An 18,167-nucleotide genomic window follows, 5' to 3' on the forward strand; every position below is an offset into this window, starting at 1 on the left:
AGTCATCACACGCCAAAGGCATGACCAGAAAAAATCAAACGGGGATCAGGATAGAAAAAATCAAACTGACGAAGGCCGTCAGCCAGCATCTCGCCATTGCAGCGAAATGTTTTTCAATTTTCTCAGGATGTACGCGAATAGGCAAACAGCATGCTTTTCCTGTCTACGAAGCCTGCCGCACCCCGCGACAACTCGGAAAATTTGAACAACCCCAGAATGTCCCACCAGCGTTAGCACCCTTGCGTGCCGTTCTCATAACCATACCCGCACCACACTGCGGACAAGCTGTCTCGACAGCGGCTGTCGGTTGGGCGATTGCTGGCTTGTTTTCTGGCGGCTTGACTGCAGCAGACATGGATTGCTTCGCCTGCTTGATCATGGAAAAAAGCCTGGGACCATCGACCAACTGCACATTGCGGCCTTCGGCAAAGGCTTTGGCCTCAGCAGTAAAGCGCCCGGAAGTGACGACAAATCCGCCAGTTGCCCCCCTGGCAGCCATCACGCCATACAGTTCCCGGACCACATCCACACCGACTTTGAATGCCTTCCATTGCTTGCACTGAACCAAGAACTTTTCTGTGCCCTTGGTCAGGGTGAGGTCCACTCCGCCATCCGGTCCGCCGCCACCAATTTCTAAGACACGGAAACCCTGAAGCCTGAACGCCTCACCGACCAGCAATTCAAACTCTCGCCAGCTCATTCCGTCCAGTGCGTTCACACTCTGCGCTTGGGCCACATCACTGACTAATGACTGGCGCTGCTTGCGCCGCCATGCAGAAAGTGCTGCCCCTGCAAAACAGATGATCGGGATGATGTACTGACCAGCGGTCGCCAGCCCCTTAATGACAGCTTGTTGCATCAATCCAGCCACTTGACCAGGCTGAACGCCTGTCACCGAAATCGGCGTGGCCAACCGATGCAACAGCAGATACCCCGCGACTCCCAGAGCTACACCAGCCCACCATGGCAGCAAGGCCACCAGATCGAGGATGTCCTCCAATGGGCTTGATTTGCCTCTTCGCGCCATCCTGCTCCCCTATTGAATTTGGTCGTTATTGAATGTGCCACGGGAGGCGTCATGCCAGGTTATGGCTTATTCTTTCAGGTCTTCAAGAAACTCCGAGGCGGGATCAGCACTGGTGACTAACAGCCGGTCCCGCGCCCGTGTACATGCCACGTATAGCAAGTTGCGCTCGGTGTTGTAGACCTCTTCAATGTCAGCTTCGTCCGTGACCGCCTCGACGCGTTCCTGCAATGGGATCACCTCGTCGTCGCAGGCCATCACAACCACTGCGCGGAACTCCAACCCTTTTGCCAAGTGCATGGTGCAGACACTGGCTTGACCGTTGGTTGTCTCCACATGCTCGTCCAACACGCTGAATGGAATGCAAGCAGCGGTGACGGCAGCCACCGCCCGCGGAATCTGGGCATCAGAGCGAACGAAGACACCTAACTCGTGCGGAGCCAAACCATCTTTCGCCCGGTCAAGAAGCCAAGCGGTAACCGCCTTGCACTCAGCGACCTCGGACTTGAACGAACGAATGTCGGGGGGCGGCCCGTTGAAGACCGATACCGTACCGCGACGGTCCTCGCTGTTGCCATCCACGTCTGTGACATCCGGTCCCAGCAATTGGTCGGCTTGGGCTCGGATTTGATGCGAAGTTCGGTAGTTGATGTGCAGCGTGCGTGACCGCCCCCGGATATCGACACCCAGCGACTTCCACGAAAACGGCTGCTGGAAAATGCGCTGCCCCAGGTCACCAGCAAAGAACAAGCTGTTCGGTCGGACCTGCCCTCGGCTGGTGCTGACCGCTGCCAGAAACTTGAGCTGCGAGATGCTCACATCCTGCGCTTCATCAACCACCACGAAATCGAAGGGCTGATGTGGCAGCGTCGCGGCTTTCTCTGCCAGGCGGCTGAACATCTCCGCATGCGTGATCAGTCCGGCCTGCTTCAACGCTTCTTGCGTTCGCTCGAAAACAGCCCATAGAGCAACGCGCTGGGACTCCGAAAGCCGGGTCTTGCGCCCAAGCCGCTTCACATCCTTGTAGGCCTCCCACGTCTTCAACTGCCAAGCATCAACAAGATCATTCCACTCACCAAGCAGGAAGCGTTGGCCAAACTTCAGGGTGGTGTCAGCCTTTGCAGCGTCAAGCAAGACCCGAACGATCTGTGCCTGAGAGGCAAGCTTCGGCTTTCCCCAATGCGCCGCATACAAGCGCGCTCCAATGGCCGACATGGAGTGAACCTCAAGCCTCTCGGCCAGCCTTGGCTGATTACTGATCAGGTTTTGCAGCTTGGTGGCCAAAGCACTGGCCAAAGTTTCGGAGAACGTCGCCAACAACACCCGGCTGTCTTGGTTCTGGCGGGCCAAGTGAACCGCACGATGCAATGCCACGATGGTCTTGCCAGTACCGGCCGAGCCGGAGATCCGTGCTGGTCCGGTGTAGTCGCGCTCAACCCATTGCCGCTGCGCTGGGTGAAGAAAGACGGTCCACTTCTCCCACGGGAAGTCGAGTGCACGCTCCAACTCCTCAACATCTTTCATCACCCGGAATCGCCGCTGTGCATCCGGGTGGCTGAATGGATCGGCACCCGGTTGGATCGCCGCCACTGGCTTCGGCGCTCCGCCCGTTGCCAGTTCTAGCAAGGCCTCGGCAGCCTCGGCAGGAAGATGGTCAGCCAGCACCAAGAGACTGTCTTCATCCACCTTGCGCACGTCAGCCAGCCATTCGGGTGGAACGCCATAGCTCAACAGTTCGTCGTCAGTGCGCCTGTCGAACAACAAGCTCTTTGCCTTTGGAACGTCAACCGGCTTCGGTGCCTTGGGCTTGACACCATCAGGCGCCCCTGCCGCCTCGCCAGTGCGAACCACGACTTCTTCAACGCGTTCGCGAATCTCGACCCACTGAGCGGCACCCGTCTTGGGATGCACTTTCAGCTTTCGGCGCTCGGCCCACTTGTAGGCCTTGTCGTGGTGATCAACATAGCAGAGCAGGAAACTGGTGGCCGTCTTGTGCACGATCAGGCGAATGTCGCTGCTGACCCTGACAGACCAGAAACTCTTGTCTTTTGACTGCTCGATCTTATGCAAGCTCATGCTCGGGTGAGCTGGATTCAGCTGCAAATCGAACGCGGTCGTCTTCACCGATTTCTGCTCATCGCCCGTGAGTTTGACAAGGCTATCGGTAAAGGTATCTGCAATGCGGAATTCCATCAATCACCAACCTTCTTTTGCACAGCCGCAACCACTGCTTTATTGCCATCTAGGATGGCCTCGATGAGTACTTGAAGATCAGCTGTTGTCTGCGCATGTGCTCCGATGTATCCGCACCTAACCAGATCAAGAAACGGTGTCTGGCGAAGATACCGTCCGCTCAAGCTCTTGAAACTCAGACGAAGACCTTTCTTCGGACCTTTGAAAGAAGGATCGGCACGTACTTTCTCGAAGTGATCCAATGGAGTAATGATTCCACCATCGCCGATTGATGCGTCTCGCTTAACGAACTTCATGTAGAAAACCTGCGGGTTTAACCTGTATTCCTTTGGTCCCGGCGGATGCGCTGCGGCAAAGGCGTTCATTCTGGCGATCTCCGCATCCAGTTGCCCGTCCGGTCGATAGACCCAATCAGTTTGATCATCAGACTTACTTGACGGCTCCAGCATCTTGTACTGGAGCATCACAACGTTTTGCTTTGTCAGATTGACATAGATGAGATCAACCCCAAAGCAATGCTCCAACTCTCGCCGATTGGCGGTGAATACTTCCAATTGGTCTTCACCCTTTTTGAATAGTGCCCGCCCTGTAACGTCACTTTGGATCAGAGAATATCCGGGAACGCTGCGGGCATCATGTTCAACGACGGAGTCTTCCATGATTGCCACCCGACCGAGGGCTGTCGAACGACCTTCAGCCAATTCAACGCTGGTCGCTTGATCGCTCGAACCCAACCCAAAGGCCGCGAGTGCAGTTTGGACTGCGTCCTCCTGCATGGCTGTATTGCCTTTGAATCGCTTAGGGACAGACAACTTTTCTGCGACAGCCCGCAGACTGCCATTATTGGAAGAGATAGTTGCCAGCCTCTTTATGAGGTAACTGCTCAGCTTCGGCGATAGCAATGAAACTGCTTGTTCGTCTTTGACGCGAGATGAAAAATTCTTCGCGTGCGGTGCGTCGCAAATCAATGCTGACAATCCTGCCACTGAAGAGGGGGCAACAACCACCGACCGCGTCACCTTAATTCTTGAATCCAACGTAGTGATTGGACTTCTTGAGGAAACCAGACCAAAAAGTACCTGCTCAGCTTCACCGTCCTTCCCGAGTAGCAAGCAAGGTGCGGGAGCTTTTACCCCGCTGACCAGAGCATGAGGTAAGGCAACAGTGAACTCACCGACACCGCGACGCGAATTAGACAGGGACTCCCACTCGTCCGAGCCAAATCGCAAGACAACAATTGGGTGTTGTTCCGCATAGTCTTTGAGTGTCTGAAGCCAACTCATGGTCACGCGCCAATGTTTCTGGTTTGACTACGTAAGGCCTCGACGGCTTTTGCAAGTGCTGCCACATCAGGCGCCTGCGCCCCCCAGTCCTTCCAGAAATCACGCGTAGCACTGTCGGGCGCGACAGTCGGCAGGTCCAGCTTGATCCGCGATGGCAGTAGGACAGCATCGCCCAGCATCAGCGCCTCGCCGGTGTCCAGCAACGGAAGTACGCTAGTCAGACCAGCCAATGAGTCGGGCATCAAACGCTTGATAACCCCTTGGTCTGCGTCATTTGTCAAACGCAAGGACAGGAAGTTGTTGCACTGGCTCAGGATCGTCCTGCTGACATCGGATGGACGCTGACTCACCACCAGCAAGGAGAACCCGTACTTGCGGCCTTCTTTCGCAATCCGCTCAAAGGCCCCAAGCGCCTGACGCTGAACAGCGTCGGCATCGTCACGCACCGGCAGATACAGGTGGGCCTCATCGCACAGCAAAGTAACTGGCGTTCGCTTTTCGGCAGCCATCCAGAACTGCACGTCATAGAGCAGCCGCGCGAGCGTTCCAGTGACCACAGGCAGAACGTCAGACGGGACTTCTGAAAAGTCGATGATCTTTATGCCTTTGCCGCCGTTCGATCCGAGCTGTTTGACAATCTGCGCTGCAAGCCAGTCATACGTATTCGCAGCAGCAGGCGGCGTAAACATGAAGCCATAACGACGATCTTCGAGCTTGGCCTCCATTCGAGAAATAAACCGTGTGAGCTTATCTTCCCACTCGCCCTTGACCGGCCCAGTCTTGCCGACGCCTTTTGTCGTGTTGTCTGTATTCAGAATATCCAGCAAGTCTTTGATCGCATACGGAATTGGGGAATCAACGGTGAAAGTTTTCGCGACTTCATTTTTCCCTTCGGCCTTGAGTTTCGCCTCCTTCAACGCACGAACGTGCGACGTGAACCGCGACGCCTGATTGGGTGCATTCTGGTCGCTGCGGTCGAGAATCATTGACAGCATCTCGTCACGATTCAGCAGCCAATAGGGCAGAAACAACGCATCATCTGCCGGTGCTGCCAGGTCACCTGGGCCAGCGATGCGTAGCCGAGTCGCGAAACCGCCCTTGCTCTCATCGGCCAGCGGGGCATACTCTCCGTGCATGTCGAACACCAGAATGTTCGGGTACTTAAGCTGAGCCGCCCTCTCAAGAATCAACGCCACCGCGTAGCTTTTCCCTGAGCCCGTACTGCCCAAAATCGCGGCGTGCCTTTGGAAGAACTTGTCGCCGCTGGCAATGGCTTCTGCAGTCCTGTCTGCGACAAACACCCCCAACTTCAATCGCTCATTGGGTGGGTAGTCCGCGCCGAGGATGCCCATAAATCGCTGGAGGTTTGCGCCTTCCACGACGTAGCATTCCCGGTCAATCTGCGGAAAGCTATCCGCCCCACGCTTGAACGTATTCTTCTTCTCGCCATCGACAGTCCGAAAGGTGCCGATCAACGCGCCACGTACCGTGTCCGTCGGAACGGCAGTCAACGGCAAGTCATCCCCATCAGCAGGTAACTCGTCTGGCAGCGCATCGCTCAGGCTCCGCGTGACGCGCTCGGTGATGGCAATCAGGAACTCGCGCTCAGTGCTGCCCTTGATGGCGATCAGGTTGCCGATGCCGATCCGGGTCAGCAGTACTGAATTCGAGACATCGACCGCCACTCGGCTTGTATCGACAGAGGAAACACGACCAAGCAAATCTGCCTCGGCGAATTGCAGTGCTGGGGGCGTAGCAGTCATGGTTCAAGAACCTCCGTAACGAATGAATCTACATCCCACATTCCGACTCCCGGAAAGAAGAACTCTTTTTGCTCGATGATGACCGTGGTCCCGGCGACACCTGCCACCTCGGCATATTCAAGGGCAATGACATTCGCGTGCATCAGCGCCAACTGCCGCGCTACAGTGGACAGGGACCGAGTCAGCATCAATGTGGGCTTGCCATCTTTGATGCAGGGTGACAAGTGCGTCTCCAGATGGTCATCATTGAATCCGTAGCCAAGCACCAGAAATCTGCTTGCGCGATCAATCGCATCATTTGCCCTGGCACGGTGATGGTCGAAGGGACTCTCATACCCGTTGCGGAATTTGTTGTGCCCCGGGGTGATGATCAATCGCACTGCGTCCACCAAATCACCCGGATAAAAAACTGGGCGGCCTGCCCTTGCGTACCAATCCAGACTGCCATGGGGCTTGCATATCAGAGCGCGAGGGCGATAGTGAAACGTTGCCGCTGCGGGCCGCTGTTTGACCGTGACCTTGCGACAGAAACTCAGCTGGCTCTCGCGTTCGTTTAATTGCCCTGCGAAACGCCCCACAAACATCGTGTCGGCACCAAGATCAGCTTCCTCCGCCGCAATCTCCACCAGTCGGTCGTAGTTCGTCGTGACGATGGTCAGCCCGGTTGCAGGCTTTACCAAGTGGGGTAGCAGCCGGGTTAGTCGAAGCTTTCGCGTGCCTGCAAACACCTCAGACACAACAGCGCGCTCGCGCTCCGCTATCAATTGTCCGGTGGCGGTCGCAATCGCAGCCTCAACGACGGGAGGAGGCGGCACAGCAAGTAGCGCCCCTTCAAGCCCCTTTGTGGCGAACAACGCCGATGCTGAGGCCCAGGCAGTGGCGTCAGCGCCAGTCAACCCGCAACCGACCTGCGAAAGCAAGTACGCCGCCAACTCGCCCATGCCCGGCAGTCCTTCGGCACACGACAAGCCCGACCCCACAATCGTGACCAGTCCGTCACTCAGATGTTCTTGTAGACGTACCTTGACGTTGTGCAGGTCCATTCGTGCGCCTCAGACTTTGAATACCTTCATCACCTCATCACCCAGGTGATTAATCACCTTCACTGCAATGCGGCCGGACTTTGGCTTGTCGAATGGCCGCGACGTATCGCTGTTCAGGGTGGCCCATGCCTCTTCGTTGATCTCGGCCTTCAGCGTGGTCTTGAGCGCCTTGTAGGGGTCGTTTGCACCCAGGAAGTAGGCATGGCGGACGAAGAAGCTTTCTTCGTTGTAGTCGGTGTCAATGAACCAGCAGGCAATACCGTCGGCACCATCGCTTCGCACCTCGCCGGTGTTCGGGTGGAACACGTCCACGCCGTTGACTTTGACGCAAACCTGCCCTTCGGCAGCATCGAGGATGTCAATATCGGGTTCACCGAAGATCACGAACAGGTTGCCTTTGCCAGTGTTCTTGAGGTCTTCGGCCATGTGCAGGTCGGCGTTCATCCGCGCCTTCAACACCGGGATGCGGCCCAACTTCTCGAACTCGGACGAGTGCGCGTCGTAGTTGAACGCGCAGGCGATCAAGACGTCGAAGCCCGCGTCGCCAGCCTCCCGTGCGGCAGACACCAAATCTGGGCGCGATACCGTGCCGAACTCCGGCCCGATGAAGATTGCAGCACGCTTCTCACCAGTACTGTCTTCATACAAGCCTTCGCCGCAGACCAAATCGCCAGGCCACGGCACCAGCGACGTGAAGACGATCTTGTCTTCCTTGTGGGCCTGCTGCACGCCAGCGGTCTTGAGATTCTCAAGAATGATCTGGACGAAGCTACGCGCAGCGTTGTACTCGGCCTGTTGCTCAGCAACCTTCGGGTCGTTGGGGTCGATTAACTCGTCGTTTTCATCCACACCAAGTACACGGTGTGGCGACAAACTCTCAACCGTGAACGGCCCAGCTACGCGTACCTTCTTCTTGTCTTCGAATGGCTTATCAAAAAGTCGTTCGAACTCTGCCTTTGCAGCAATCGACGAGTCAATCTCATGTTGTCGCGCGATGCGCTTTTGCCACCAGCGGCTATGTAGCGCCTTTGCTTGGTCGGACCAATCATTGCCAGCTTCACGAGGAACCTCCCATTCCTCCCACTTGTTCTTGGTCATCGCATTTATTTCAGCTCGTATTGGGTCCAATATTTCTTGATACTGATCCCAAATCACATCGATTTCAGTATTATTTGCAATGCTTTTCAGCGTGATGTGTGGCACCCGTTCATACACGAACCCCTGGCGCACATTGCCGTTCGTGGGCGCAGTCGACGGTGCGCTTCGAGTGATTTCCGCCTCCTTCAATTGGCCCTCTCGACTGTCTGCGAGAAGGTAATACGGATAGCGTGCTCCCATGATCCGAGATCGTGCAAGTGCGAGCGAAACGCGGGATGTATCTATTGTTATCCATCGACGCCCCCATTGCTCTGCGACAAAGGCAGTTGTCCCCGAGCCGCAAGTGGGATCAAGTACAAGATCGCCCGGATCGCTTGCCATTAATAGGCATCGCTGCACAACGTCGGTCGCTGTCTGTACGACGTAAATCTTTGCTTCGCCAAACCCTCCGGCTCGCACGTCATCCCAGTAATTCGAAATTCTAACTATCGGATAATCACTGCCGTACATCCGATAGCGGATGTAATTTCCGATCACACATAGTCTGGAGGCCTTATTTAGGCGGTCAAGCCCCCCTTGAGTAGTTCGCCAAAAGTAGCCTTTTAGAGCACTAAATCGCCTACCTTGATGTTCATAAGTGAAGTTGGTTGTTTGACCTCCACTGTCAGAGTAAATGCTCGAAGGCATAAACCGCTTTTGCCCTACGGGAATTGAAGATGGAGCGCGAAGCTCATCTTTAGACAATCGACGGTACTCAATACCGTCACTACTCATGTTGTATTGCTCTTCCAAGGTCTGAGCAGAGCGAAGCGCGTAAGCAGGCCTCACCTTCGCTGAGTCCGATCGCTTCGAATACCACAGAATGTGGTCACCCGATGCATCAAGAAATTTACTGCCCTTACCGGTCGTCTTTAGAAAGTAGATTTGGGCAGCAAAATTTTCATCGCCGAACACCTCATCCATCAGGGCACGTACGCGATGAACGTTTTCATCTCCAATCTGAACAAAGATTGAGCCAGTATCCGACAGCAAGTCCCTCGCTACGGTCATTCGATCTCGCAAGTAGGTCAGATACGAGTGGATCCCATCCCGCCATGTATCGCGAAAAGCTTTTACTTGTTCTGGCTCACGTGTAATGTGATCCGAATTGCCATCTTTGACGTCTCGGCTTGTTGTACTCCACTGAAAGTTGCTGTTGAATTTGATGCCATACGGCGGATCAAAATAGATGCACTGCACCTTGCCACGCAGGCCTTCGCGTTCAGCCAGGGACGCCATCACCGCCAGGCTATCGCCCAAGATCATCCGATTGGCCCAATGCGCATCATGGGCATAGAACTCAGTCTTGGCGTCCTCATTGGGCAGGCCGTTGAAGTCAGCGAACATGTCAACCTGCGGCGCGTCAGTGCCTTGCGCACGTTCGGTCTGCCTCTTCAGATCGTCGATCAAGACCTTGGGGTGCACCTTCTCCTGGATGTATAGCGGCGGCGCATGCACCACGAGGTCTGACCAATCCTGCTCGTCTTTGCCGCGCCAAACTAGCTGCGGGTCCAGATCGCGGTTGCGGCCTTCGCGTTCACGCGGATACGCCACACGCACCGGGCTCTGCTGCTCCTTCTTCATGACCGACTGGTATTCGGCCGTGGGGATGTTCTTGCGGGTAGCGTCTTCGTGCTTGAGCGTTTCAACGCTGAGCGGGGTGTTCTTCTTGGTAGCCATATCAGAGTGCGCCCTCGGGTACTGATTCGGTGGCCGGGGCAACGGCATCGATCATCTTGTTGAATTCGGCTTCGACCTTCTTGGCGAAGTCATGCTGCATTTGGTACACGTCAACGAACTCGACAAAGGCCCAGCGGCCGTAGGCCCCCAGGTTGTTGACGCCGGGCACCCAGTAGGTTTCCATGGTCAACTTCTTGTCTTTGGCGTCTTCGCCTCGGTAACCCTTGATTTCGACGATGAGGCTCAACAGGTCATCCGGTCCATTGCCGTCATCGACTCGCACGATGAAGTCGGGGCGGTACTTGCGCGTCTCCGAGCCGTAGCGGTACGGCACCTCAAGGCCCAGGTTGTGGTTCTTGACGTAAGCCACCACACGCGGGTGGCGTTCGGCGACGCGGCAGAACTCAGCCTCCCAATCGCTGTCAAGAATCACCCAATTCACATGGCACTTGGGTGGCGGGCCATTGGTTTCCCAACGTTCGGTCTTCGAGGTGTTGAAGTTGACAAAGCGGGTAGTGCCGGTGGCGTTGTACGGGTCCAGCACCGCCTTGATGGGCCGCTTGTTGCCTTGCTCAGCCTTGGTAATGGCAGCAGTGATGCGGTTGCAGGCCTCGTCGGCCAGTTCCTGGTACATCAACTGCGCTGGGTAGGTGTCACCCTTGCAATCAAGACAGGTGTCTAGCCACTCCTTGGTGATGCGCTTGAGCTGGCCGAACAAGTGCAGCTTGGGTTCGTCACCCGGGTCGCGCCAATGGTTGATCAGCAGCCGTTTGGTGAGGTGCATCAGCAAGGTGGAGTGCCGCATGTCGGCCAAGTGGTCCAGGCTGAGGTCTACGGTCTCGCCAATGATGCCCGCGTTCTGCGTGATGGAGGGGCCAACCAAGTCAGGCGTCAGCACCAGCACGGAATCTGCCGTGAACTCGGCTGTCAAACGCTCGTCGGGCAACTCAACCCGGTAGCCCTGCACGCGGGGGAACTGAATCTCCAATGCGGCGCGGTCTTGCTGTGCACGGACCTGCACCGTCTCACGCGGCGGCTGGGGCTTGGAGATCACCGGCTTGGCGGTGAAGTCAAACGGAATGCCCAGCACGTCGGCGTATTCGACGTTGAACAGGCCTTCCTCGTTCAGGTCGTAGGACTGGCGGCGCAGGGCGCGACCAATCACCTGTTCGCACAGTAGCTGGGTGCCAAAGGCGCGAACGCCCAGCACGTGGGTGACGGTGTTGGCATCCCAGCCCTCGGTCAGCATGGACACGGAGACGACGCAGCGAATCGAGTCGCCCAATCGGCCAGCCTTGCCAACGGTGTTCATCACCTCGCGGAGCAGCCGTGCATCGTCAAAGTCTTTGCCTGAGCGAAGTTCATCGGCCAAGGCACCGCCACGCTCGAAGACTTCTTGCTTGAACTGTTCGATCTCAGGACCTGCGGCGGCACGGAAACTGTCGTCCAGCGCATCGCCGGATTCCAACTGCTCGCTGTCGATCAGCAGGGTGCGGGGGCGGCCGAAGGGGTTGCCGTACTCGTCGGTGTTGCGAAACAGCTCCAGCCGCCCAGGGACCGGCGTCGAGCTGCCGTCGTCGTTCTCACGGTTGAAGCCGGAGATGAAGTCATAGACCAGCTTAGACGTGGACGTGTTGTTGCACACCACGATGAAACAGGGCGGCACCTTGATGCCAGCGGCCTGCCACAGGTCGAATGTCTTCTTGTAATGACCGTACAGAGCTTCCAGCGCCGTTTGCAGTTCCACCGGCAAGCTCAAGGGGTCGAGTGACTTCGCAGCACCCCGCCCCTTCTTTGGCATGCGGGTACGGATGTGCTCCCACAGGTTGCGGAACTTCGGCATCTCGCCGCCGGGAATGTTGTCGGCTACGGGCACGCGGGGCAGTTTGACGATGCCGCACTCGATGGCATCCATCAGCGAGAAGTCGCTCATGGTCCAAGGGAACAAGGTGCCCTCAACGTAGCCGGAACCAGCAAGGAAGAACGGTGTGGCCGACAGGTCCACCACCTTGGCAACGCCCAACTTGCGGTTGACGGCCTCCAAGCCGGTGATCCACATGCGGGCGGCTTCGTTGTTCTCGTCGGCTTCCTTCTTCTCGTCACCCTTGAGCGCATCCAGCTCTGCGTCCGGCTTTTCGCGGTAGCAGTGGTGGGCCTCGTCATTGATGACGAGCACGTTGGTCATGCCCATCAGGTCAGGCATGACGCGCTGGAGCATCTGGCCCTCAGTCTCCAGTGTGTTCAGCTCATCGCCGCCACGGCCTTGGAGCAGCAGGCGGCCACCCTTTGACAACTCGATGCGTTCTCGGAGTTTGAACGCATGGTAGTTGGTGATGACGATCTTGGCCCGGTTCAGGTCGTCCAGCATGTCGCTGGGCACCAGCTCGCGGCTGGCGTAGTAGCTGTCGGGGTCGTTGGGCTGCAAAACGCGCAGGCGGTCCTTGATGGTCAAGCCGGGGGCCACCAACAGGAAGCCTCGCGTGAACTTCTTGCTGCCAGGTCGGCGCACAGCGTTGACGGTTTGCCACGCGATGATCATGGCCATCACCGTGGTCTTGCCTGCGCCGGTGGCCAGCTTCAAGGCCAAGCGCATCAATTCCGGGTTGGCATCGTTGTTGGCGTTGGCCAGGTGGTCAAGGAAGGTCTGACCGATCTTCCCGACTTGCGGGGCAACTTCAGTGAGCCAGATGATTGTTTCGGCAGCCTCTACTTGGCAGAAGAACGGGCGGATGCTGCTGAACGGATGGTGCCGCCAGTGTTGCAGCAGACGCGCGGTTTCGGGCGTGACGCGCCAGTCGGCCGGGTTCTTGAGTGCACGCCATTTGTCCACCTCTTGTCGCACCGAGTTGATGACGGCAGTGTGGTCGTAGGCCTGCTTCTGCGTGGACAGCTCATCATCAAACAGCAGGGCATCTTGCTTAGCGACGCCCTTTTGCTTCTTTGCCTTGGGGATCGGGGTGATGAACTCGGCGCGGCGGCGAGTTTCGACAATCTGCTGGGTTGGTTGCCCAGTGCCATCAAGCTCCCAATGGCGACCGGGATACCCGTACGGCGAGTTGAGAATTGGCTTCTCGAAGAACTGATTCGTCATCTCCATCCCATTTTTGAACCGACAACAAAAACCCCTCTCATGAGAGGTCAGCATTCATTATGGTTTGGATTTGTTTCGGCGATACACATTGATGCATTTCGATACTCACGGTAGAAATTACAAATCAATATAGCCGTTTGGAGTTAAAAATCAATTATACATTACATTATGATATAATGATTCAATGGTTGACTTGCTTAATTTTTGAGCAATTTGCTTGAATTCGGTCACTAAAACGGCTTTCAGTATGGCTACCAAGTCGGTTTAGATGGAAGAAACCATCGGTCAAAGCTCACTCCAAAGAGTCTGGTGAAATATTGAACGCACTTGACTTTTGTATTCGCAGCGGACCAGCCTATGCCGCAGGTAACGCAGCCTTCCGTCGCCATCACATAGGTGACCTCCTGCATCGCATTGGGGTAGTTCTGCCCCGCTTGTTGGATGGCCAAGACCTGATCCGAGAAAGTCGCGCTATCGAGCAGCGATGCTGGCGCGAACTCGGATACGAAAAGCAGCCCATTTTCGATGGCGATCTGCCGGATTTTTGGATGGTCAATGTGGACAGTCACCATGTTGATTTGTCGATCCCAACGGACCCGGTGGAACTGGCCAGTCGGCTGGCTGCCTTGGAGCCATCACCACCGCCAGCGGGGTCATGCATCGGCACGAATCTGGACACGCTGGCAAGGCTGCTGAACTTCACGCCATTCGAGTCACAGTGGCTACGGTGGTTCTACTGCGTTCGGCGCTTTGGCAGTGCGATCTTGCCAGTCATCCCATTGCGTGACGCCACTCATGGCTGCACCGTGCTGGCGCTGTTGTGCGAGATGCCTGTGGACGCTGTACGAGATGCTGTGGCATCGCGCCGGTTGCACGCCTGGGGCTTGCTGGATCGCGGTGATGCCGATGGTGCGATGCCGTCACTGCTCAGCGACTGTCTGTTGGCCACCGATCAGTTCGTGGAGTGGATCGAGCAGCCCTATGACTCGGACACTGATTTGTTGAAAGCGCTATGCCAGGCGCAAGTTTCGTTGCAAGCCTCTCGCTGAGGCTTCGTCTCTCGGCGGCTGCTTTTCTGCCGCCGCACTGATTTCTCTCACCCGCGTTTTCTATCCGGTACCTGTTTGCGGAGGACTACGCACGCCCGTTTGTTTCGACTGTTTTGTTTCGTTCCCCACCCAAGGAGATTTCCATGACCACAACACCCGCGTCCACAACCAAGGCAGCGGCTCCTGCACCGACCACCACGCCAACGATCATCTACTCCAACGCGGCCCGGTTCTCGATGGGCCAGATTGTGGCCACTCCCGGCGCATTGCGATTGCTGCAAGAAACCGGATTCAGCGCAGCCGCTCTGCTAGCAAGACACCTGCGCGGCGACTGGGGTGATCTGTGCAAAGACGATGCGGCACTCAACGCGATGGCACTGACCGATGGCAGCCGAATCATGAGCGTGTATCGCCTTGTTGATGCAAAAAAGCTCAAGACTACACCACGCTCAAAGCGCGCTGATTTTCCCACTATCTGGGCCATCACCGATGCAACGAACGAAGATGGAAAGCGTGAATACACGACATTGCTATTGCCTGGGGACTACTAAATGGCAGCGTCAAAATCGAAGACTGATTCGGTGGCCTACCGTTGGCAGCGCTTCTATCCTACCCTCCAGACCGGCCATTACTTGACCGTCAAGTCCAAGCAACGCCGCGATGATGTGCCCGTTTTCTTTCCTCAAGGCTGCATGGATGGGGCATGTTGCCTGCATGTTTTTTCAGCAGCACTGATCATTTTTGATTTGGCAAAGCACGACGCGCTCGAAGACATGTCTCGGCGGAAATATGGTCTACCTGCGGAAGTTTTTTCCGCCTTTCGTCACACGTATTTTGAGGGCCTCCATGCGCACGATTTTGTTGAGCTGGTTAACAACAAACTCAAGCTTCCGCTCAGTCTGACATTGCGACAAGCGGCTGATGGCGGACTCGACAAATGGACGTTGGACAACTTGATGCGTGGAGAGCTGCTGGCCGTGACATTCGCCAGCGTAAAGAACCACCGCACCAAGCATTGGGCACTATGTACCGGCTGTGAAGGGAGTGCATCTGGCAGGGCTATATTGCCGGACACCATTCACTTGCTCGACCCCAGCGCCAGCGCGCCCAGCTTTGCTTATTTCAACGCGCGACTTCGTTTGCCAACGTCCGGTCCCGGCAGTCGGCGAACACCACCGAATCTGCTCATTCCCTCGGAAAACAGCAAGCGCAAGCCCGTGCACTGGCTGTACGAAGCTGCCGAGTGGAATGCCGAAGAAGTTCGTTTGCTGGCCACTGTACGGCTGCAACTGAAGGTGGCAGCGTGAAGCGCACTCGGATGCGGCGTCAGGTCCTCAAAATCGTCGCTGGCATGGCGTTGTCACCGTGGCCACTGCCTGCGGCATCCACCCCAGCCGACAGGGTTCAACAGACGGTGGCGGCGCTGCTGGCGGCAACGGAAGAACGCGCCATATTGCAGATCGACCTGGAAGATTTGCGCGACACGCTAAAGCTCTGCGGTCGCTCACCCGTGAGCTTTATGGTGACGGATCATGACGCTGACAAGGTGCTTGATGCTTGCCGCGATGCATTGGCACGGATACCGACGCACAACAAAGCAGCCGCTGTGGTGGTGTGCAGCGGAAACGGCAAGAGCTTTCAACTGAGCCATTGCGCAGAGGTCTTCAGGGTGGTCCGACACGCCATGGATGAATCGGCGTATCTGGTGTTCGGCGTGGTATTCGACTCCGCGCTGGTAGACGCCATGAGCGTCACGTGGCTGGCTGGCGCACCAGACGGTTAGCGCAGCGGTGAGCGACGTGTTCCTTGTGGCCGGTCCCCGGTCTTTGCCAGCGACGCTTCATTGATCCTGCGCTTCACCGACGTGCGGCGAAGGTTCTTCGGCAACTGGGCCTCAAACCCAGCCATCAAGTCAGTCATGGACATGCCGAGTGCCTTTGCCAGCGAGTCCAACACCAAGAGGGTCGGAGCCGAGAGGCCCCTCTCCAAGAGCGACACATAGGTTCGATTCATAGACGCATCGAAGGCGAGTTCGGCTTGCGATTTATCGCTGTCCTTGCGAACGGATTTCAGGTATTCACCAAACGCCACGGCAAGAGGATGACGGTCGGCGGCAACCTTCTTCTTGGCTGTGGTTGTAGTGACTTCCATTGAGGCAAAAATGCCTCAATGACGACTTAAATACGACAGAGTTAATTCTTCATTGTGGGAAACTTCTAGATACAGAAAGGGGATGGAGATGACGGCAAAACTTAAAAACGTGTCCTGGGGCTGCCTCGCCTTGGTGTGTGGCGCAGCTTCTGCGCAGATTCGTGATGGCGCCTACACCGGCACACTCGAATGCGGCCCCTTGATCACCAATCCCCAACAAGGCGCTTGGAAACAGTCGATCAATATCAACGTCACAGGTAAAACCGTGACTTGGGAGCGACCCGATCCCCGAATCACCGAAGTCGGATCAAGTATCTTGCGTGATGGGCGTGCAAGTTTCACCCTCGATGGACAGTGGAATCCTGGGCAGCGCAACACGGGCAAGTGGCGGAATGTGGCCATGCTGGAGTTGAAAAACGGTGCACTGTCCGGGCCAGCCACCATTTTTTCTGCCAATGGTGAGCAGCGTTTACGCGATTGTTCGGTTCTGGTTGTAATGGCTGGGGCGTCCGATACGCCTGCAGGAGCGTCACGCAGGACAGCACCGCCAGCGGCAAATACGCCACAGGCTCTTTCCGGGCTTCCGGCAGCAGCAGTCAAGTCGGCAACGTTGCTGCCACCGGTATCTGCTTCTGCAGCAATTGCCGAACGGGCAATGCGCGAACAGGAAGCCAACCGGGAGAAAGATGCGCTACGCGAGCGTGCCATTCGAGAAAACGATGAGCGCATAGCCCGTCAACGGGAAATCCAGCGCAGCGAAGATGAGCGAGCGCAACGCCAAGCCCGGGAGCGCCGTGATGAGCAGCGCCGCAGCCAGGAAGCCTGGGAGCAACAGCAGCAAGCGGCCGAGCGCCAGCGCCAAGCTGACCGCAAAAAAGAAGAAGAACAAGAGCGCCAGAGGCAGTTGACCTTGACTCAGCAGCAGGAGCGTCAAGCACAGGAACGTGCAGCTGCCAGTGCAAAGCAGGAGGCTCATGCCAAAGGAGCAGCCACGCGCCAGGCTGAGCGAATCAAAGCACTCGGAGTACCTTCATCGCTGGGCAATTCCACCTTGTATGTGAACTACATGGGTCAATGGACTGCGCTGATGCCTTGCAACCAATGGCTGGGTCTATTGCTGGAGAACTCGCTCATCGCGTCGGTTCAAAGCGCTTCAGTCCGAGGGTTTCCCGGTATCTCCGTGAAGCGCGCAGGTCACCCTGCCATTACGTTTCTCTTTCGGGTGGAAGGCTCAGAAGCCTACATCCATGCCCTCGTAGCCGACGGCAAGGCCGAACAGATACGCACTCCCTCCGACCATAGCCAAGTCGCGTTGATGATGCGCGTCCTTACCGATGAAAAGTCGATGAAGTAAGCACCGCCATAGGCCCCGTGATTCCGGTTTTTGCATTCCCCTTTACGAGCACATCATGAGAATTTCCATATCTGATTCCCGCGTAGCGGGCGCGTCTCTTTCTGTCGTCATGGCCGTTGTGCTGTCCGCCTGCGGCGGTGGTGGTGGCGGTGACAGCAGTGCACCGACCACGCCTGCGACTCTCACGCTGGCGGTTGCTCCGGCCATTGCACCGGCCAACGGAACCACTGGCGCTGACTATGCGCCCACGGTCCAATTCACGGCCAGCAAGGCTATGGCTGCTGCCGGTATCAAGCTGGTCTGCGATGGGGCGGTCGTGGCGGGTAAAACCACTGTCTCCGGCGCAATGCCGCTCAGTTAAGTCTGAGCGGCATTTTTTTGACGGGATACTGGGTCTTG

15 protein-coding genes are annotated in these 18,167 nt (G+C 56.7%); 7 read left to right on the top strand and 8 right to left on the bottom strand.

Going from position 1 to position 18,167, the window contains the following annotated elements:
* Positions 1–163: 163 nt before the first annotated feature.
* The 7 genes from IHV84_RS08325 to IHV84_RS08355 all read right to left on the bottom strand — a co-directional run bounded on the left by IHV84_RS08325 (position 164) and on the right by IHV84_RS08355 (position 13,214).
* A complete protein-coding gene (locus IHV84_RS08325) occupies positions 164–1,027 on the bottom strand; it encodes a restriction endonuclease (protein WP_198846510.1) in 864 nt (287 codons plus the stop codon).
* Positions 1,028–1,093: 66 nt separating this feature from the next.
* Positions 1,094–3,217, bottom strand: coding sequence for a UvrD-helicase domain-containing protein (locus tag IHV84_RS08330; protein ID WP_198846511.1), 2,124 nt, complete (start codon positions 3,215–3,217; stop codon positions 1,094–1,096).
* Positions 3,217–4,500 (bottom strand): hypothetical protein, encoded by a 1,284-nt coding sequence (locus tag IHV84_RS08335; RefSeq protein WP_198846512.1) that lies wholly within the window; start codon positions 4,498–4,500, stop codon positions 3,217–3,219. Before IHV84_RS08335 ends, IHV84_RS08330 begins: the two co-directional genes overlap by 1 nt.
* Before the next feature lie 2 nt (positions 4,501–4,502).
* A complete protein-coding gene (locus tag IHV84_RS08340; RefSeq protein ID WP_198846513.1) occupies positions 4,503–6,263 on the bottom strand; it encodes an ATP-binding protein in 1,761 nt (586 codons plus the stop codon).
* Positions 6,260–7,306, bottom strand: a complete 1,047-nt coding sequence (locus IHV84_RS08345; protein WP_198846514.1) for an SIR2 family protein — start codon at positions 7,304–7,306, stop codon at positions 6,260–6,262. The genes IHV84_RS08340 and IHV84_RS08345 overlap by 4 nt, the downstream gene beginning before the upstream one ends.
* A gap of 9 nt (positions 7,307–7,315) precedes the next feature.
* Positions 7,316–10,123 carry a site-specific DNA-methyltransferase gene (locus IHV84_RS08350; RefSeq protein ID WP_198846515.1) on the bottom strand — a complete coding sequence of 936 codons (2,808 nt, stop codon included), beginning with the start codon at positions 10,121–10,123 and terminating at the stop codon, positions 7,316–7,318.
* A 1-nt stretch (position 10,124) separates the two neighbouring features.
* A complete protein-coding gene (locus IHV84_RS08355) occupies positions 10,125–13,214 on the bottom strand; it encodes a BPTD_3080 family restriction endonuclease (protein ID WP_198846516.1) in 3,090 nt (1,029 codons plus the stop codon).
* A gap of 484 nt (positions 13,215–13,698) precedes the next feature.
* Here IHV84_RS08355 and IHV84_RS20775 point away from each other — a divergent pair, with 484 nt between their 5' ends.
* The 5 genes from IHV84_RS20775 (at position 13,699) to IHV84_RS08380 (ending at position 16,046) form a co-directional block, all read left to right on the top strand.
* On the top strand, positions 13,699–13,791 hold the full coding sequence (locus tag IHV84_RS20775; protein ID WP_198846517.1) for a DUF2934 domain-containing protein: 93 nt from the start codon (positions 13,699–13,701) through the stop codon (positions 13,789–13,791).
* Entirely contained in the window at positions 13,772–14,263 is a 492-nt protein-coding gene (locus tag IHV84_RS08365) for a hypothetical protein (protein ID WP_198846518.1), read from the top strand. Before IHV84_RS20775 ends, IHV84_RS08365 begins: the two co-directional genes overlap by 20 nt.
* A gap of 143 nt (positions 14,264–14,406) precedes the next feature.
* The gene (locus tag IHV84_RS08370; RefSeq protein ID WP_198846519.1) at positions 14,407–14,814 is read left to right on the top strand and encodes a type I restriction endonuclease subunit M; all 408 of its coding nucleotides are present in this window, start codon (positions 14,407–14,409) and stop codon (positions 14,812–14,814) included.
* On the top strand, positions 14,815–15,570 hold the full coding sequence (locus IHV84_RS08375; RefSeq protein ID WP_233099902.1) for a hypothetical protein: 756 nt from the start codon (positions 14,815–14,817) through the stop codon (positions 15,568–15,570). It abuts the gene before it with no gap.
* 107 nt (positions 15,571–15,677) lie between these two features.
* A complete protein-coding gene (locus IHV84_RS08380) occupies positions 15,678–16,046 on the top strand; it encodes a hypothetical protein (protein ID WP_370541229.1) in 369 nt (122 codons plus the stop codon).
* On the opposite strand, the gene IHV84_RS08385 is transcribed toward IHV84_RS08380, so the two are convergent.
* On the bottom strand, positions 16,043–16,414 hold the full coding sequence (locus IHV84_RS08385) for a helix-turn-helix domain-containing protein (protein ID WP_198846520.1): 372 nt from the start codon (positions 16,412–16,414) through the stop codon (positions 16,043–16,045). The genes IHV84_RS08380 and IHV84_RS08385 overlap by 4 nt on opposite strands.
* Positions 16,415–16,502: 88 nt before the next feature.
* Here IHV84_RS08385 and IHV84_RS08390 point away from each other — a divergent pair, with 88 nt between their 5' ends.
* Entirely contained in the window at positions 16,503–17,768 is a 1,266-nt protein-coding gene (locus IHV84_RS08390; RefSeq protein WP_198846521.1) for a hypothetical protein, read from the top strand.
* A 55-nt stretch (positions 17,769–17,823) separates the two neighbouring features.
* On the top strand, positions 17,824–18,129 hold the full coding sequence (locus IHV84_RS08395; RefSeq protein ID WP_198846522.1) for a hypothetical protein: 306 nt from the start codon (positions 17,824–17,826) through the stop codon (positions 18,127–18,129).
* Positions 18,130–18,167: the final 38 nt, after the last annotated feature.

The sequence above is a fragment of the Acidovorax sp. IB03 genome, from assembly GCF_016406015.1.
In the GTDB taxonomy this organism is placed as follows: Bacteria; Pseudomonadota; Gammaproteobacteria; order Burkholderiales; family Burkholderiaceae_C; genus Acidovorax; species Acidovorax temperans.

What these genes read in the sequence shown, in the direction of transcription:
- IHV84_RS08325 (WP_198846510.1), bottom strand. Translation starts at nt 1,027, where the DNA reads ATGGCGCGAAGAGGCAAATCAAGCCCATTGGAGGACATCCTCGATCTG.
- IHV84_RS08330 (WP_198846511.1), bottom strand. Translation starts at nt 3,217, where the DNA reads ATGGAATTCCGCATTGCAGATACCTTTACCGATAGCCTTGTCAAACTC.
- IHV84_RS08335 (WP_198846512.1), bottom strand. Translation starts at nt 4,500, where the DNA reads ATGAGTTGGCTTCAGACACTCAAAGACTATGCGGAACAACACCCAATT.
- IHV84_RS08340 (WP_198846513.1), bottom strand. Translation starts at nt 6,263, where the DNA reads ATGACTGCTACGCCCCCAGCACTGCAATTCGCCGAGGCAGATTTGCTT.
- IHV84_RS08345 (WP_198846514.1), bottom strand. Translation starts at nt 7,306, where the DNA reads ATGGACCTGCACAACGTCAAGGTACGTCTACAAGAACATCTGAGTGAC.
- IHV84_RS08350 (WP_198846515.1), bottom strand. Translation starts at nt 10,123, where the DNA reads ATGGCTACCAAGAAGAACACCCCGCTCAGCGTTGAAACGCTCAAGCAC.
- IHV84_RS08355 (WP_198846516.1), bottom strand. Translation starts at nt 13,214, where the DNA reads ATGACGAATCAGTTCTTCGAGAAGCCAATTCTCAACTCGCCGTACGGG.
- IHV84_RS20775 (WP_198846517.1), top strand. Translation starts at nt 13,699, where the DNA reads ATGCTGGCGCGAACTCGGATACGAAAAGCAGCCCATTTTCGATGGCGA.
- IHV84_RS08370 (WP_198846519.1), top strand. Translation starts at nt 14,407, where the DNA reads ATGACCACAACACCCGCGTCCACAACCAAGGCAGCGGCTCCTGCACCG.
- IHV84_RS08375 (WP_233099902.1), top strand. Translation starts at nt 14,815, where the DNA reads ATGGCAGCGTCAAAATCGAAGACTGATTCGGTGGCCTACCGTTGGCAG.
- IHV84_RS08385 (WP_198846520.1), bottom strand. Translation starts at nt 16,414, where the DNA reads ATGGAAGTCACTACAACCACAGCCAAGAAGAAGGTTGCCGCCGACCGT.
- IHV84_RS08390 (WP_198846521.1), top strand. Translation starts at nt 16,503, where the DNA reads ATGACGGCAAAACTTAAAAACGTGTCCTGGGGCTGCCTCGCCTTGGTG.
- IHV84_RS08395 (WP_198846522.1), top strand. Translation starts at nt 17,824, where the DNA reads ATGAGAATTTCCATATCTGATTCCCGCGTAGCGGGCGCGTCTCTTTCT.